General features: G+C 53.6%; 11 protein-coding genes. 10 read left to right on the forward strand and 1 reads right to left on the reverse strand.

All coding sequences use genetic code 11. The annotated features are described in order from the left end of the window. Positions 1–2 precede the first annotated feature (2 nt). Complete coding sequence (locus tag ACMGDE_RS06750) at positions 3–2,165, forward strand: c-type cytochrome domain-containing protein (protein ID WP_436832007.1); 2,163 nt, start codon at positions 3–5, stop codon at positions 2,163–2,165. A 131-nt stretch (positions 2,166–2,296) separates the two neighbouring features. Here the strand turns inward: ACMGDE_RS06750 and ACMGDE_RS06755 are convergent, their stop codons facing one another. Then, complete coding sequence (locus tag ACMGDE_RS06755; RefSeq protein WP_436832008.1) at positions 2,297–3,322, reverse strand: LacI family DNA-binding transcriptional regulator; 1,026 nt, start codon at positions 3,320–3,322, stop codon at positions 2,297–2,299. A gap of 130 nt (positions 3,323–3,452) precedes the next feature. On the opposite strand from ACMGDE_RS06755, the gene ACMGDE_RS06760 reads away from it, so the two are divergent. The 9 genes from ACMGDE_RS06760 to ACMGDE_RS06800 all read left to right on the forward strand — a co-directional run bounded on the left by ACMGDE_RS06760 (position 3,453) and on the right by ACMGDE_RS06800 (position 16,613). After that, positions 3,453–4,304 (forward strand): sugar phosphate isomerase/epimerase family protein, encoded by an 852-nt coding sequence (locus ACMGDE_RS06760; protein WP_436832009.1) that lies wholly within the window; start codon positions 3,453–3,455, stop codon positions 4,302–4,304. A gap of 49 nt (positions 4,305–4,353) precedes the next feature. After that, positions 4,354–5,778, forward strand: coding sequence for a Gfo/Idh/MocA family oxidoreductase (locus tag ACMGDE_RS06765; protein ID WP_436832010.1), 1,425 nt, complete (start codon positions 4,354–4,356; stop codon positions 5,776–5,778). A gap of 115 nt (positions 5,779–5,893) precedes the next feature. Continuing rightward, positions 5,894–6,688 (forward strand): PorV/PorQ family protein, encoded by a 795-nt coding sequence (locus ACMGDE_RS06770; protein WP_436832011.1) that lies wholly within the window; start codon positions 5,894–5,896, stop codon positions 6,686–6,688. Then, positions 6,678–8,726 (forward strand): hypothetical protein, encoded by a 2,049-nt coding sequence (locus ACMGDE_RS06775; RefSeq protein ID WP_436832012.1) that lies wholly within the window; start codon positions 6,678–6,680, stop codon positions 8,724–8,726. The genes ACMGDE_RS06770 and ACMGDE_RS06775 overlap by 11 nt, the downstream gene beginning before the upstream one ends. A gap of 166 nt (positions 8,727–8,892) precedes the next feature. Further along, on the forward strand, positions 8,893–10,668 hold the full coding sequence (locus ACMGDE_RS06780) for a sulfatase family protein (protein WP_436832013.1): 1,776 nt from the start codon (positions 8,893–8,895) through the stop codon (positions 10,666–10,668). After that, positions 10,649–12,256, forward strand: a complete 1,608-nt coding sequence (locus ACMGDE_RS06785) for a sulfatase family protein (protein ID WP_436832014.1) — start codon at positions 10,649–10,651, stop codon at positions 12,254–12,256. The genes ACMGDE_RS06780 and ACMGDE_RS06785 overlap by 20 nt, the downstream gene beginning before the upstream one ends. Positions 12,257–12,335: 79 nt before the next feature. Then, a complete protein-coding gene (locus ACMGDE_RS06790) occupies positions 12,336–13,295 on the forward strand; it encodes a D-2-hydroxyacid dehydrogenase (RefSeq protein ID WP_436832015.1) in 960 nt (319 codons plus the stop codon). A 3-nt stretch (positions 13,296–13,298) separates the two neighbouring features. Beyond that, entirely contained in the window at positions 13,299–14,435 is a 1,137-nt protein-coding gene (locus tag ACMGDE_RS06795; protein WP_436832016.1) for a glycerate kinase, read from the forward strand. Positions 14,436–14,495: 60 nt separating this feature from the next. Further along, on the forward strand, positions 14,496–16,613 hold the full coding sequence (locus ACMGDE_RS06800; protein WP_436832017.1) for a ComEC/Rec2 family competence protein: 2,118 nt from the start codon (positions 14,496–14,498) through the stop codon (positions 16,611–16,613). The last annotated feature ends 5 nt before the right edge of the window (positions 16,614–16,618 follow it).

A 16,618-nucleotide genomic window follows, 5' to 3' on the forward strand; every position in this document is an offset into this window, starting at 1 on the left:
GAATGAAATCAATCCATACGGTACTGCTGAATGCGCTGATCGGGCTCCTTTCATTCATTGTTTTCCTGCTGTTTTTTGAAAACAGGGTGGCCGTCCCGGCGGCATTGCAGGTGGTAGGACGTGCCCACCCGATGCTCTTGCATTTTCCGATTGTGTTATTGGTGCTGGCTTGGGTGTCGGCTTGCTTTGGCAGCCGGCTGTACTTTTCGCCGGTCGCCGCTAGGCGGATCGTCTATGTCTTGCTGCTGGCCAGCGCGTGGACGGCCGCCATCACGGTGATTGCCGGTTTGCTGCTGGCCAAAGAAGGCGGATACGAAGGCAGCGGTTTCCTGTGGCACAAATGGATGGGGGTGGCGGTATGCTTTCTGGCCGCGGTACTGCTGTGGCATCATCAGCGGACGGGTGATCAAACGGATCGGTATCGGCGGGTCTTTCTCGCCGGACTGAGCCTCTCTTTGGTCATCCTGCTGGTGGCGGGCCATTATGGGGCTGCATTGACACACGGAGAAGACTACCTGTTCGAACCGCTGCGGCAAGACGAGCGAAAGGAGCTGGATGTGCAGACGGCCATGGTATACCAGGATGTGATCTATCCCATCCTGGAAGCAAAGTGCTTGAGTTGTCACGGCGGCAGCAAGACCAAAGGCGGACTCGTATTGGCTGATACCGCGGGCCTGCTGAAAGGAGGCGAGAGCGGTCCCGCATTGGTGAAAGGTTCGCTGACGGAAAGCCTCATCATCGAACGGTTGCTGCTGGATATCGACCATGAACACCGGATGCCGCCCAAGGGCAAGCCACAGCTGACCGCGGATGAACTGGCGCTGATGCAGGCGTGGGTCGCCTCGGGTGCCGACTTCAATATGCCTTTGTCGGCGGTGCCTACGGACGACTCGGTCTATCGGCTGGCGCTGGCCATTTACGGTAGCCCCGCCGAGGAGACTTACGATTTTCCGCCCGCTGACGAGGAGGCGATCGCGCGCTTGAATACCCCTTATCGGGTCGTCAAACCGGTGGCTCACGCGTCACCCGCGCTGGCCGTGAGCTTTTTTGGAAAGGCATTCTACACCGAGGGTTCTTTGAAAGAACTGGCCCCCGTTGAACGGCAGGTGGTTTCCCTGACCCTGAGCGGAATGCCGCTGTCGGCAGCTGACCGGGACGCATTGAAAACGTTTGTCAACCTCCGAGAGCTGATCGTCAATGATACTCCGGTAGACGACTCTTGGGGTGATGCCATAGGAGCGCTTCCCAACCTGCGTTCCGTGAGCGTGAGCGGCACCAAGATGACCGAAGCCGGTCTTACCCAGTTGGTGGCCGCCCCTAAGCTGCAGGCCGTATATAGCTGGAACACCCCTGTCAGCGCCGATGCATTGACCGCCTTTCGGCAAAAACATCGGCATATCGTCTTCGAAACGGGGTATGTAGATGACGGCAAGACGATGCTGGTACTCAATGACCCCTTGATCACACCCAAGAGTAGTTTCTTCCGGGATAAGGCCCAGGTGACCCTGGAGCATCCCATACCAGGCGTCGAGTTGCGGTATTCCTTGGATGGCAGGGAGCCGGATAGTATACATGCGTTGGTTTATCAGGAACCCTTTACCCTGGATCATCCGGCGGTCATCCGTGTAAAAGGATATAAGTCCGGCTGGCTGTCAAGCAGGGAGGTTACGCAGGTCTTCCATCGAGCTGCCTATACGCCTGATCGGACTTACCTAGCCGATCGCCCGGACCCGAGATTCCGGGGTCGGGAAGCCATTGCGCTCACCGATCTGGAGAGCGGAAGCGGTAACACAGCCGATGGAAAATGGCTGGGGTACCATGGGAAACGAATGGTCGCCTCCATGCATTTTGACACCGAAATCCGCACGGACACCGTTTCGATCAGCGTCAAACAGGATTACGGCAGCCATATCTATCCGCCCAAGTCGGTGGAGATATGGGGAGGTGCAGATTCTGCGAGTGCACAGCTGCTTAGTCGATACGAGCCTGTGCTTGATAAGCCGGAGCAGGTCTCACCGATCCGCTTGATCAGCACCCCGATGCGGCAGGCCACGAAAATCCGGTATTTGCGGGTGGAGGCAGCACCCTTTTTACCGATACCAAACGGATACCCCGCGGCGGGTAACCCTTCCTGGCTTTTTGTCGATGAAATTCTCCTGCGTTAACCGATTGTGGACCATCAGCCGAAAAATCAGGTACATCGAGTGAAGCGCATCAAAAACGCACTTTTTTTAACGCTTTTTACCGCATTGGAAGATGTTTTATAGCCAATGATGTTTCGGAAAGGCGGCTTTCTTTACTTTTGCTTGTGAGCGGAAAAGACCTGTAATTCACAAGGAAATTTAATCAATTGAGGTTCGTATTCCAGTTGTGGATGATTGACCAAGTCCAATAACAATGAAGCTGCTTTTTGCCCGATGTCAACGGGCCGTTCTTTGAGTGAAGCGAGCGGTGGCCGCTCGAGGTACTGGATCATGGGATTGGCGCCGTAGCCAATAAGTTCGACGGAGTCGGCCTTTGAGGGAAACTCCTGGCGCAGGCAGCTCAGCGCATCAAGCATGACCTGGTCTTTGAAACACAGCACGGCCGTAGGCGGACGATCAAGCTGCATCAATCGGCGCATGGCGAGGAAATTATGCTCTTGGGCGAAGTCGCTTTCTTGCACCAAAGCTTTGTCAAAAGGGATATGGTATTGGATCAGCCCATCCCGATAGCCGAGGAATCGGTCACGGCTGGTGGTCCAATGGGTAGACGCGTTGATAAAACCGATCCGTCGGTGGCCTTTGGAAACAAAGTAAGCAACAGCGTCGATCGCGCCCGTGTATACATCGCTGCACACACAATGATAGTCTTCATTGATGGGCTTGCGCATGAAATAGACGATGGGCGTACCGGCGTAAACAAATTCGCTGATATGGGAGGTGTCGACGGTTTCCCGGGATATGGCGATGATCAGCCCGTCGACCCGGTTGCTTTGCATCGTCAGGAGCAGTTCTTTTTCCCGTTGGAGGCTTTCATGACTTTGACCGATGATCACGTTATAACCATTGTCATAGGCAAATTTTTCAAAACCTTCGACGGCAGCCACATAAAAGTGATCGAGCATGCTCGGTATGAGGATGCCAAGTGTAAACGATTTTTGCTGTTTGAAGCGGATTGCCGTTTGATTGGGCACAAAATGAAGCCGCTGGGCGAGCTTTTTGACACGCTCCTTCGTCACTTCACCAATGTTGGGGTGGTCCCGTAACGCCTTCGAAACAGTAGAAGGAGAGAGCTTCAATTCGAAAGCAATATCTTTAATCGTAGCTCGTTTATGGTCCATCGGGCTAATATAAGGAAAAAGCTGAACGTAGTGAAGTCCCGATGCAAATCGGGGCCAAGACGTAGTGAAGTCCCGATGCAAATCGGATTTGATAAATACAACCAATATGTTAGTAAAAACTTAATAATTGATGGAAACAAGAAGAACATTTATTCAGAAAGGGCTGCTCGGTGCGACAGCCGCAGCAACCCTGGGTACCCCCATCGCGTGGGCGAACCAAATCGACCGTAATAAGGCCCAGCATAAGGATAAATTTGACCTCGGCATCGCCGGTTATAGCTTCGTGAAATTCAAGTTGGCAGAATCCCTGGCCATGATGAAGCGCATGGATGTGCACTACCTGTGCATCAAAGACTTTCACCTGCCCTTGACCAGCACGGAGGCCGAGATCGCAGCATTTCACCAAACGTTGGAAGAATCAGGGGTGACCGGTTATGCGGTGGGACCCATCTATATGACCAAGTCCAAAACCGAGATCGACAACGCATTCGAATATGCGAAACGCGTGGGCGTGAAGCTCATGATCGGGATACCGAATAAAGCGGATCTGGGATACATCTCCGATAAAACCGCCGAATATGACATCCGCTACGCGATGCATAACCACGGGCCGGAAGATAAATTATACCCCAATGCCACCAGTATTTATGAGCTGATAAAGGAGTTGGATCCGCGCATGGGACTGTGCTTTGATATGGGGCATAATATGCGGGACGGCCAGGATCCGATCAAGGACCTCGAGCGGTACCGGGACCGGATTTTCGACATTCACCTCAAGAATGTCACCTCAGCTACGAAAGAGGGGAGTACCTGCGAACTGGGACGGGGTGTCATCGATATTCCCAAATTTGTGAAGACCTTGCGCAAAATAGGCTATGCCGGAAAGTGCAGCCTGGAATTTGAGAAAGACATGCAAGATCCGCTGGCCGGACTCGCCGAAAGTGTAGGCTATTTCAAGGGCGTGGTGGATGCATCGGCCTAAAGGACGATGCCGCTAATCAATTAGTTTCAAATCGATAAAATCAATTATAATGAAGAGGAATGAATATTCGAGAAGGGTTTTCCTGAAACAGGCGATGCTGGCATCAGCTGCTGCGGCCGTTGCGCCAAGCCTGTTAATGGCCAAACCCAGGCTGGCCGGAGCCAATGAGCGCGTAAACCTGGCATGCATAGGCATCGGAAATCGGGGTGGTGAGATCATCGGCGAACTGTACGCAACCGGACTGGCTAATATTGTCGCGCTGTGCGACGTGGATATGGGCGCCCCGCACACCGAAAAGGTGTTGAAGCAGTTTCCAGATGTGCCGCGTTTCCAGGATTTCAGGCAAATGTTCGATAAAATGGGTAATGAGATTGATGCGGTTTCCATTGGTGTTCCCGATCATTCGCATTTTCCCATTATCATGCATGCGATGGGGTTGGGCAAACATGTGTATGTTGAGAAGCCGCTTGCACGTACATTCAATGAAGTGCAACTGATGATGAAGGCTGCCAAAAAATACCGTAAAGTGGTGACCCAGATGGGCAACCAGGGACACTCCGATGCCAATTATTTCCAGTTCAAGGCTTGGAAAGAGGCCGGTATCATCAAGGATGTGACGGCCATCACCGCCCACATGAATTCTCCCCGGCGTTGGCATGGATGGGATCCCAACATCAAGTCTTTCCCCCCGGCCGAGCCCATCCCCAGTACATTGGATTGGGACCTATGGCATTCGGCGGTCGCCGAGCAGCACGGGTACAATAAGGACTTTATCAACGGACAGTGGCGTTGCTGGTATGATTTCGGTATGGGGGCACTCGGCGATTGGGGTGCGCATATCATCGATACGGCGCATGAGTTTCTTGATTTGGGCCTGCCCTATGAGGTGGAGTGCACCAAGGCCACGGGCCATAACGACTTTTTCTTCCCCATGTCGTCCACCATTGTCTTCCGGTTTCCGAAACGCAGGCGCATGCCGGCACTTGACATCACCTGGTACGACGGGTTGGACAACCTGCCGCCCATTCCAGAAGGGTATGGCGTATCCGGGCTTGATCCCAACATTCCGCCGCCCAGCACGGGCAAGCTCGAGCCGGTGAAACTGAATCCGGGCAAGATCATTTACGGCAAGGACCTTACCTTCAAGGGCGGTTCGCATGGCAGTACGCTCTCCATTATTCCCGAAGAGAAGGCCAAAGACATGGCTTCCCAATTGCCGGAGGTGCCCGCAAGTCCCTCTAACCACTTTGCCAACTTCCTGAAAGCCTGCAAGGGCGAGGAGAAAACCCGCTCACCGTTTGAGATATCCGGACCGCTAAGCCAGGTGTTCTCCCTGGGAGTGATGGCGCAGCATCTCAACACCAAGTTAGCATTTGACCGGAAACGAGAGGTCATCACCAACAATGAATTGGCCAATCAACTATTGGTCGGTCCCCCGCCGCGCAAAGGCTGGGAACAGTACTACCAAGTGTAACGTAATAAGCAGAATGCAGACGACACTGAAAAACGTGTTGTCTGCATTCTTTTTTACTTTTTACTTTTTACTTTTCACTTTTCACTTTTCACTTTTTTCCCTATCTTCACCTCCCATGGTTGGAAGGTGTCTCATACTCCTCCTGATCTCCTATGAAAGCCTTGCCCAAACCTACCTAGGTCCGCGTTATCAAGCCATGGGGTATACGGGCACCGCCCTTCAGGGGATTTACAGCATGACCGCAAATCCGGCAGGCTTGGTGGGATTGGTACGCACCACCGCCAACATAGACTACCAGCATCATTTCTTGGCGACAGACATCACGACGCAGGTCGCCTTAGGAGCCGTGCCCACCCGTTTGGGAGTGTTCGGGGTGTCGGCGTATCGATATGGATTAGCGGATGCGTATGACGATATCAAGCTGGGTTTTGCCTATGCCAAGCGTTTCGGAAAATCCCTGGCGCTGGGCATGTCTGCCAGTTACCATCAGCTTTACATTCCGAATTACCTGAGCACCGCTTCCTTATCGGTCGATATGGGCGCGCAGTACTGTTTTGAAGAGGGTGCGATCATCGGATTTCAGTACACCAACGTCGGCAATGCCACCTACGGGCAGGATGTATATGGCGTCATTCCCGCCTACATGCGGTTGGGGGGCAGTTATCCCATGGCGCAGGTGACCGTGACGGCTGATGCCATATATCGGTTGGAGGGCACGTTAGGCGGGCATTTCGGTGTTGAATACGGCTTGGGGGAGGTATTTCACCTGCGGGGTGGCCTTTCCGTCAATCCGATGCAGCAGCATGCAGGCTTTGGCGTGGGTTGGCATCGGTTTCTGTTTGACGCCGCGGCCACGTTCCATCCGCATCTCGGTACATCACCACAAGTGGGTATTGGCTATGCGTTCTAGCCTTGCCATCCTATCGATCACAGGACTGCTGCTGGCGGGCAGTGTCCGGGCACAGACGGACCCGGATTTGCTGGTAGAACGGCTGACGGAGCTTGTCGCCGAGGACCTGGCGGAAGATTTCGATTTCTCCGAGCTGGCGGAGCGGTTGGATGGCTATCGGCGTCATCCCATTGACCTCAACCGCACCGATGGCCGCGAATTACAGGAACTGCAATTCGTGCCGCAGCTGTTTATCGACAACCTGTTGGCGCACCGCGAGCGCTCGGGCAAGTTGGTGGACGTACATGAGCTACAGACGATCGAAGGACTGGATGCCGAATTGCTCCGTTTACTGCTGCCCTATGTCACGGTAGGTGTTTCTCGCACGTTGGCCGGTGTCCGTGTGGGTCAGCTGCTGCACGAAGGCGAACATGACCTGATGACCCGGTACGGGCGTACCCTGCAACAGCGGCAGGGATACGCCATCACTGACACGAGCCGCTCGCGCTACCTGGGTAGCCCGGACCAGTTATTTGTCCGCTACCGGTATCAGTACACCGAAGACCTGCGCGTGGCGCTCAATATGAAGAAGGATGCTGGCGAAGCATTTTTCGGCGGCGCGCAACGGCATGGGTTCGATTTTTATTCGGGCAGCCTGTACATCCGGAACCAAGGCCGGGTAAGGGATGCGGTAATCGGTGACTATGCGCTGCAATTCGGGCAAGGCCTGGCCATGTGGAATGGGGTAAGCTTCGGCAAAGGGTCGATGATCCAGAGCGTGGCCAAGCAGGCGACGGGACTGCGTCCGTATACGTCTTCCAATGAAGTGCAGTTTTTGCGGGGCGGGGCGGCTACCATTGGGTTCGGCCGCGTATCGGTGACCCCTTTTTTCTCCTGGCGGCAGTTGGACGGCGCGGTATCCCACCTCGCGGAAGGCACCGCGATCGTCGGGTCGCTCGGCCAAACGGGATTGCATCGCACGCCGACGGAAGCGGACAATCGTCGCGCGATACAGCAGTGGGTATATGGTGCCAATATGCAGTACCAGCACCGGCGGCTGCGGATAGGAGCCACGGCTTATCATACCCATTATGACGCGGTCATCGACCCGGCAGCTCTCCTGCGCAATCAATATGCTTTTCGTGGAAATGCACTGTGGAACACCAGCCTTTACTATAATCATTCTTGGCGTGGAATCTATCTTTTCGGCGAGGCCGCCCACAGCGTAGGCAGCGGTGTTGCGTTTCTCAATGGATTGATGGCGTCCTTGCATCCCCACCTCTCCCTGGCATTGCTCCACCGTCATTATCAGCGCGACTACCATTCGTTTTTCAATCAGGGCCTTGCCGAAGGCAGCGCCGCTGCCAACGAACGCGGATTTTATTCGGGATTAGTCTACCATCCGAGCAGGGCGGTGGAGTGGGTGCTGTATACGGACGTCTTTCGGTTCCCCTGGCTGCGCTACCGCGTAGATGCGCCCTCTTCGGGGCTTGATTTGCTCACCCAGTTTACCCATACCTGGTACAAAAAGGCGAATGTATCGGTTCGGTACCGCTATCGGCAGCGGCAGGAAAACGCATCGCTGGGATTGCCCTATGATGCTGTTGTAGACGTGGTGCGCCAACAGGTGCGCCTGGCCGGTCAATATAAACTTAACGATACGTGGAGCATGCGCAGCCGTGTCGAGCTGTCGCATTACCGCAAGGAGGGCGACTCGACCGAAGTGGGGTGGATGGCTTATCAGGACCTGATCTGCAAACCGATGAGCGGACGGCTGAGCGGGAATGTGCGCTTAGCGGTGTTTGGCACCCCGGGCTATAATTCGCGTATCTACGCATATGAAAATGATGTGCTCTACGCCAGTTCTTTTCCGCTCTATCACAACGACGGCATCCGTACCTATGTCAACCTCCGTTGCCGCATCGGACGTAAAATGGATATCTGGATGCGGTATGCGATGTTCATCTACCGGAACGTGGAGGAAGTAGGCAGCGGGTTGGACGTGATTGCTGGCAATCGGCGATCGGATATCCGGTTGCAGGCGAGGTGGCAGTTTTAATTTCATTTGGAAACTTCGTTATTTTCATTAAGTTTGTCATGGTATGTACCAGCCTTATCGAAGGATGCCAGACATGCTAACCAATTCGCTAAAAGATGGCAATGATTTACCTTCCCGAACCCACCCTTTGTCACCGTTTAGCAAATGACGATGAAAGCGCCTTCAGATGTTATCCTCACCTGTGGTCATTCGCCTTGCGGAAATGTATTTGATAAAAGCCGAAATTTGCGCAAGGGACGGGAGAGCCGAGGAGGCCATCCGGCTGGTCAATATCCTTAGGGAGCGAGCGGGCTTAACCGGTTCACAATTGTTTGAAGCGCATGATTTGCAGGGGTATGAAACAGTACTTGATGTGTTGACTGTTTCCGTAAAAAAGCATTGTTCACCTAATCCCCGAAAACGAAATGACGTTAAACCCCAATTTAGTCCAAAACCCATTATGATGCAATTCAAGCGAATAGCCGTTGTTTTTTTGGGGATGTTATCGCAGTCTGTGCTGTGGGCCGCGGAGGCGCCACAGCAGAAACAGCGGCCCAATATCATCTGGCTGATGGCGGAGGATATGTCGCTGGATTTATCGTGTTACGGCATGGAAGCAGCCAAAACACCTCATTTGGATCAACTGGCGGCATCGGGATGGCGCTTTACCAATTGCTTTGCGACTAGCCCGATATGCTCACCCAGTAGGTCCGCCATGCTGACAGGGGTACACCAGACGGCGATCAATGCCGCTCACCATCGGAGCAATCGGCAACTTCCGCTTCCTGAAGACGTCAAGCCATTCACTTATTGGTTGCGGGAAGCGGGTTATACATGTGTGCTGGGCAATGATCTGGTTAAAGGGAAGGGCAGAAAGATCGATTGCAATTTCAAGACCTCTCCGTTGGGTGAATGGGACGGGAAGGAAAATTTTGGACTGTTTGATAAATACGATGAGCTATTGCCGGAAGATCAGCCATTTTTTAGCCAAATCCAGTTGGATGTGACCCATCGCGGTGATTGGTGGGATGAGATCCGTGCAGCATCGGCCTCGCCTACCGACCCGGATTCGGTGGTCCTTCCGCCATACATTGCCGACAATGCCATAAACCGATTGGATTGGGCTAAATACCTCGATCAGATCGCATATATGGATACCGAGGTGGGAAACCTCATACAAAGCCTCAAAAGAAAGGGGCTGTATGAAAATACCGTTATTATCTTTATTGGTGACAATGGCCGTTGCAATATCCGGGGCAAGGGGTATTTGCATGATTCGGGTATTCACGTTCCCCTGATTATTCACTGGCCACAGGGAATCCGGGAAGCAGCGGTCCGCGAAGAGGTCGTATCCACGCTTGATCTTACGGCCACCATACTTGCCTTGGCTGATGCCGAAATGCCGGCATACCTGGATGGTTCGTCTGTGATGCAAGCGGATTTTTCACGCGAATATGTGTATTCGGCACGCGACCTATGGGATGAGGTGATGGACAAATCGAGAAGCCTGACTTCGTCGCGTTTCAAATATATCCGCAACGACATGCCCGAAGTACCATGGGACGCCCATCAGGCTTATCTCGAATTTTATAGGCCAGCGCTGCATTCGATGAGGAGGATGCTATGGCGAAATGAGCTGGGTGGCGAGGCGCGTTTGTTTTTCATGCCGACGAAACCAGCGGAAGAGTTGTATGATCTGATGGAAGACCCTTATGAACTGAATAACCTAGCTGAGGATCCCGGCAGCCATGCCCAATTGGAAAAACTAAGGGAATTGCTCAGGCAGCATGAGGCGGCATCATTACCGGATACATCGGTTTTCGTTCCAGATTTCCCGATAGCGGTCAATGTGTTGGAATGGGTGAAATACAATTACCCTCAGGAGTACTTGCGCATGTTGGAAGGTGAAGAGATCGGGTTTCAGAAATACAATCGACTATACCATGAATCAATCAAAAAATAAAAGGGCAGCGATCCTTAAAATTAGTTGTTTCATCGGACTGCTTGCTGGAGTCACCTTTGGATGCGGACCAACGCCAGCTAAGCAAACAAGACGTCCGAACATCCTGATTTGCATTGCGGACGATCAATCCTTTCCGCATACGGGTGCTTATGGTACAAGTTGGATTAAGACACCTGCTTTTGATGAGATCGCTCGTGAAGGGATTTTGTTTGACAGGGCCTACACACCCAATGCGAAGTGTGCTCCTTCACGCTCCTGTTTACTGACTGGGCGGAATTCATGGCAACTGAAAGAGGCCGCCAACCATGCTCCGTATTTTCCAGCAACGTTCAAAACGTATGCGGAGGTGTTGGGCAGTCACGGCTATGCGATCGGTTTCACGGGCAAGGGCTGGGCTCCGGGAGAACCGGGAGAAGTGGACGGCCGCCGCCGCGAGTTATTGGGACCGGCCTTCAACACGCATAAATTGACCCCGCCTACCAAACAGATTTCGCCGATCGATTACGCAGCAAACTTTCGGGAGTTCCTGGAAACCAAAGGAGAGGATCAACCATTTTGTTTTTGGTTCGGGGCATTGGAGCCGCATAGGCCGTATACGTTCGGCTCGGGACAGGCAAAAGGAGGAAAGCAGTCGAATGAGATCGATGACGTGTATGGCTTTTGGCCGGATCACGATACAGTCCGCACGGATTTGCTGGATTATGCCTATGAGATCGAGCATTTCGATCGGCAACTTGCCCAGATATTGGATATTCTGAGGGAAACCGGCGAATTGGATAACACACTGATTGTGGTGACGGCTGACAATGGGATGCCATTTCCGCGGATCAAAGGGCAGGCGTATGAGCGTTCGAACCATCTTCCGCTAGCCATCATGTGGAAGAATGGCATTCAGCATCCCGGCCGCCGGTATGCACAGTATGTGAGTTTCACTGATTTTGCACCGACGTTTTTGGATGTTGCTGGGGTTGATACCGCCGGCAGTGGTATGGCCAGGTTCGAGGGCAATAGCCTGAAGCCGGTTTTGGAAGACCGGAAAGACCGGCATGCAAGGGATTATATGGTCATCGGCAAAGAAAGGCACGATGTGGGCCGTCCGCATGACTGGGGGTATCCCATCCGGGGCATCCTGAAAGACGGCTACCTTTATTTGCGGAATTTCGAGCCCCAACGCTGGCCAGCTGGAAATCCGGAAACGGGATACCTGAATACCGATGGGTCGCCGACCAAGAGCTTCGTGCTTAATCAACGGAGGTATCACGGAGCACCGGCATTTTGGGAATTGAATTTCGGTATGCGACCCAGCGAAGAATTGTATGATGTTTCCGCAGATGCGGACTGCCTGAACAACCTTGCCAAGGACGGGCAGTATCACGATTTGAAGGCCCGTCTATACGAAACGCTAAAAACCGAACTGGAAGCAGAGGAGGACCCGAGGATTTTAGGACACGGGGAGGTCTTCGATCGATATATATATGCTGAAGAGCGATCGCGGAATTTTTATGAGCGATTCATGTCCGGCGAAGCTATCCGGGCGGGTTGGATCAACCAGAACGATATTGAGCCAACATGGAAGGGAGGAGAATGAAGGGAGGAAAATTTTGAATTTGTTGATCCGATCGTCAAAAATTCTTTTTATTATTAGGGGTTGAATAACAAACCCGATTATGAAAATCATTGTATTAGATGGCTACACCCTCAATCCCGGAGATCTGAACTGGAACGGTTTAGAAAGGCACGGCGATGTGAGCGTGTACGATCGGACCGCTCCTGATGAAATCGTAGACCGAGCGAAGGGAGCCGAAGCGGTATTCACCAATAAGGTCCCCTTGGATGCGCAGACCCTGGAGCGGCTGCCGGACGTAAAATACATTGGCGTATTGGCCACAGGATACAATATAGTGGACGTTAACTATGCGAAACAACGGGGGATCGTGGTGACCAATATACCGGGATACGGCACCACATCGGTCGTGCAATTGACGTTTGCGTTGCTGTTGGAACTTTGTCATCGTGTACAGCGGCATAGCGACAGCGTCATGGAGGGCAAGTGGTCACGCTCCCCTGATTTCTGTTTCTGGGATTATCCCCTGGTGGAACTTTCAGGCAAGACGTTGGGTATCGTTGGTTTCGGTGATATCGGCCAAAAGGTGGCGGATGTTGCCACGGCATTTGGGATGCATGTTTTAGGGTATAGCCGCACGCAGACCGATCAATCGCACCGGAAAAATTTCAGCTGGACCAGCCTGGACGAGTTGCTCGCGCAGGCAGACGTGGTCAGCATCCACTGCCCGCTGACGCCGCAAACGAAGGGACTGATCAACGCCGGTACATTGGCGCAGATGAAGCCGGGCGCTTTTCTGCTGAATACATCCAGGGGTCCGATCATCGTGGAGGAAGACCTGGCAGAGGCATTGAATAGCGGTCGGCTAGCGGGGGCTGGACTCGACGTGCTCACGGCGGAGCCGCCACCATCGGGTAATCCCCTATTCGGGGCCAAGAATTGTATGATTACCCCGCACATCGCATGGGCGACGGCGGGGGCACGATCGCGACTGATGGGTATGGCGGTGGATAACCTGTCGGCTTACGTGAACGGGACGCCGATAAATGTGGTTAATCCATAAGTCATGCGCATCCTGATCGCTCCCAATGCTTTCAAACATGCACTGGATGCCCAGGAGGTGGCCGTAGCCATCCAACAGGGCCTCTTGGCAAGCAGGTTGTCCTGCTCGTGTGAATGTTTTCCGATCGCCGACGGGGGCAATGGGACGGGTGCACTGCTGGTCGAGCGCTTGCACGGTGAGCGGGTGGAGGTGCTTGCGAATGATCCCTTGGGGAGGCCGCGTCGGACGTCATTTGGATGGATTGAGGAGGGGCATACGGCGATTATCGAGATGGCTGATGCATCGGGATTGCATTTACTGGCGCCGGATGAATTGGATCCACGCCAGGCCAGTTCGTATGGAACAGGTCAATTGATAAAAGCGGCGTTGGACCGCCACGCCCGGAGGATAGTCGTCGGTATGGGTGGCTCGGCTACGGTGGATGGCGGTGCGGGTATATTGGCCGCACTGGGTGTCCGGTTTATGGATGAGCGGGGGCAGGAGATCACGGATCTGCCGATCGGACTGCAACGATTGCAGGCGATCGACCGTTCGGCGATGGATGAACGGCTGCACCACTGTCAACTTATTGTCCTCTGCGATGTGACGAACCCCTTGCTGGGGCCAACCGGTGCGGCCCGTGTTTTCGGTCCGCAAAAAGGCGCGACGCCTGAACTGGTGGAGCAGCTCGAAGCCATCCTGCAACGATTTGCAGCGGTGGTGCAAGCGGAAACAGGAACGGAAATAGCCGATATGATGTATGGGGGCGTAGCAGGGGGCGCCAGCGCAGGGTTAAAAGGGGTGCTGGGCGCCGAGTTGGTCAATGGCATTGACTATTTTCTCGAACTGACCCAATTTGAGCGATCGCTAAAAAAAAGCGACCTCGTGATCACAGGCGAGGGAAGTATTGACAGCCAGACGCTGCAAGGCAAAGCGCCCTTCGGTGTTGCCAAGATGGCGAAACAGCTCAACCTGCCGGTCATCGGATTGGCGGGATATATTCCGGCGGAAATCGAACCCGGGTTAAATGCGTTTTTTGATACGCTGTTGCCAATCGGCAATGCACCTGCGACGTTAGACGAAGCCATCACGTCGACCGCTACCAACCTCACGCGGACCGCTGAGCAGGTCGGCAATCTGCTTCACGCGCTACGTTCCTGACCAGCTGTTGCAATAACTGGTAAGAGTCCCTATCTTCGCAATAGATACAACCGTCAACCGGTGAAAACGCGACACGACAGCTACCGTGGTCACATTCCATTTGTACGTTTTCTGTTGGCCTTGCTGACGGGGATCGGCTGTGCGTACGCGCTGGTTCCGACACCGGGGCGATACACCTTCGCCTGGATCCTGATCGTCATCACGCTGCTCGCTTTTATCGGAATCGCGTGGATGACCCGTCTCCGCCAGCAGCGGTATTATGGTTGGCTTGGTCTCCTGATCCTGACCGCGCTGGCTGCCACGGGCTGTGTGCTGACCTGGCAATCCCATCCTTCGATTGCGGCTTCGCATTTCAGTCGGCATGGAGCACGTGTTATCCTGGGTTATGTGGATGATGAGCCGGTGATACGGGGCGGGTACCTGCGCGTTCCTTTTGCCGTGACCGACGTATATGATGGAAACGAACTCGTGAAAGCATCCGGCAGGCTGATGCTGACGGTGCCTGTGGGGGATAGCCTCGAGGGATGGTCATTGGACTACGGCGATGAGCTCATCCTTCCTGCGGATGATCAGGAAGTACCGCCTCCGTATAATCCGGGCGAGCGGAATTATAAAAGCTACCTCGCAAATCAAGGGATGTGGCATCAAGCCTATATAGCGCCCGATGAGGTGGAGAAAATAGGAGAAGGCAAGGGCAATCCCTTGATCGCCTCCGCACTTGCCCTACGAAAACGGATGGTGGCGAAGTTTTCGCGCCACATTACTGATCGCGATGCGCGTGCTGTAGCAGCTACATTGATCTTGGGCTACCGCGCTGACTTGGAGGCCGAATTGCTCCGGGCGTTTTCGGCGACGGGTACGATTCATATCCTAAGTGTGTCGGGGATGCATGTGATCATGGTGTGCTGGGTGATGGCGAAGCTGCTTTGGTGGATGGGACGCAACCGCACCCTCCGGAGGGTGCGGTTCATCGTATTATTGACAGCTGTGTGGGGCTATGCATTGCTTACCGGATTTTCGCCGTCGGTGTTGCGGGCCGCTATCATGATCAGCTTTGTCATCGCAGCCACCGCTTTGGGTCGGCGCAACCGGATATACAATAGCATTGCCGCGTCGGCATTCTTCCTGCTGTTATACCATCCTCCGTTCATTGCTGATATTGGGTTTCAGTTGTCATACCTCGCGGTGACGGGCATTGTTTTCCTCCACCCGCGATTGCAGCGCGCCTTTCCGATCCGCAACCGCCTCGTTAAGCCTATTTCGGATTATACCTGGATGTCCGTCGCTGCCCAGGTGGGCGCCGGACCGTTGGCTGCTTATTATTTTCACCAATTTCCGTTGTATTTCTTGTTCGCAAACTTATTTATCGTATTGCCTGCCAGTGGCATCATGTATCTCGGATTTGCGTTGTTGATGATGCCATCGGGACCCATAGCTGCGGGTATCGGTGCTGCGTTGGAGGAGCTGATTTTGCTGGTCAACGCCGCATTGCGCTATATTGAACAGTTGCCCAAAGCAAGCATCCAGGGGATTTATTTGACCTGGTGGCAAAGTCTGCTGATTTACCTGATGGCGGTTGCGGTCACGTTGGCGTTGACCACCCAACGGAAACGTTGGGTTTATGGGTCATTAACGGTTATTTCCCTTCTGGTGTTTGCTTCCTTCGTGACCGCTATCCAGCGGATCGGCCATCGGGAAGTGATTATTTTCAATGTCCGGCGGGCGCTGGCCATCGGTTTTATCGCCGATGGAGAAGCATGGGTGTACAGCAATTTGGATTCCCTGGATGATCGGACGATCCGCTATGCGGTGCGACCCAAATTGGAAGCCAGCGTTCCGCTGGATGCCATCCACTTTGTGTCGCAGGATAGCCAATACCGTGCTCGGCAAGTGTACATCAACCGGCAAATCTTGCAGTTTGGCGGCACGCGGCTAATGGTGTATGATGGCGAAAAGATTTATAACGGACAGCTGGATGTGGATGTGCTCTTGATTCGAAATAATCCAGCCGTTTCCCTCGACAAGCTATTGGTCACCATCCGGTGTAAACAGCTGGTGGTGGATGGATCCAACTACGATTCGACGATCAGCCGCCTGAAAGATGAGGCCAATGCCGCGGGTATCCCGCTTTATGTGTTAAAGAATAATGTTGCCTATACATGGGCGGTACTCCACTGATGATG

The organism is Parapedobacter brassicae (assembly GCF_051400755.1).
In the GTDB taxonomy this organism is placed as follows: domain Bacteria; phylum Bacteroidota; class Bacteroidia; order Sphingobacteriales; family Sphingobacteriaceae; genus Parapedobacter.

Bases quoted from the DNA above. Each gene is read 5' to 3' on its own strand.
- ACMGDE_RS06760 (WP_436832009.1), top strand. From the start codon at position 3,453: ATGGAAACAAGAAGAACATTTATTCAGAAAGGGCTGCTCGGTGCGACA.
- ACMGDE_RS06785 (WP_436832014.1), top strand. From the start codon at position 10,649: ATGAATCAATCAAAAAATAAAAGGGCAGCGATCCTTAAAATTAGTTGT.
- ACMGDE_RS06750 (WP_436832007.1), top strand. From the start codon at position 3: ATGAAATCAATCCATACGGTACTGCTGAATGCGCTGATCGGGCTCCTT.
- ACMGDE_RS06780 (WP_436832013.1), top strand. From the start codon at position 8,893: ATGTTATCCTCACCTGTGGTCATTCGCCTTGCGGAAATGTATTTGATA.
- ACMGDE_RS06765 (WP_436832010.1), top strand. From the start codon at position 4,354: ATGAAGAGGAATGAATATTCGAGAAGGGTTTTCCTGAAACAGGCGATG.
- ACMGDE_RS06775 (WP_436832012.1), top strand. From the start codon at position 6,678: ATGCGTTCTAGCCTTGCCATCCTATCGATCACAGGACTGCTGCTGGCG.
- ACMGDE_RS06795 (WP_436832016.1), top strand. From the start codon at position 13,299: ATGCGCATCCTGATCGCTCCCAATGCTTTCAAACATGCACTGGATGCC.
- ACMGDE_RS06790 (WP_436832015.1), top strand. From the start codon at position 12,336: ATGAAAATCATTGTATTAGATGGCTACACCCTCAATCCCGGAGATCTG.
- ACMGDE_RS06755 (WP_436832008.1), bottom strand. From the start codon at position 3,322: ATGGACCATAAACGAGCTACGATTAAAGATATTGCTTTCGAATTGAAG.
- ACMGDE_RS06770 (WP_436832011.1), top strand. From the start codon at position 5,894: ATGGTTGGAAGGTGTCTCATACTCCTCCTGATCTCCTATGAAAGCCTT.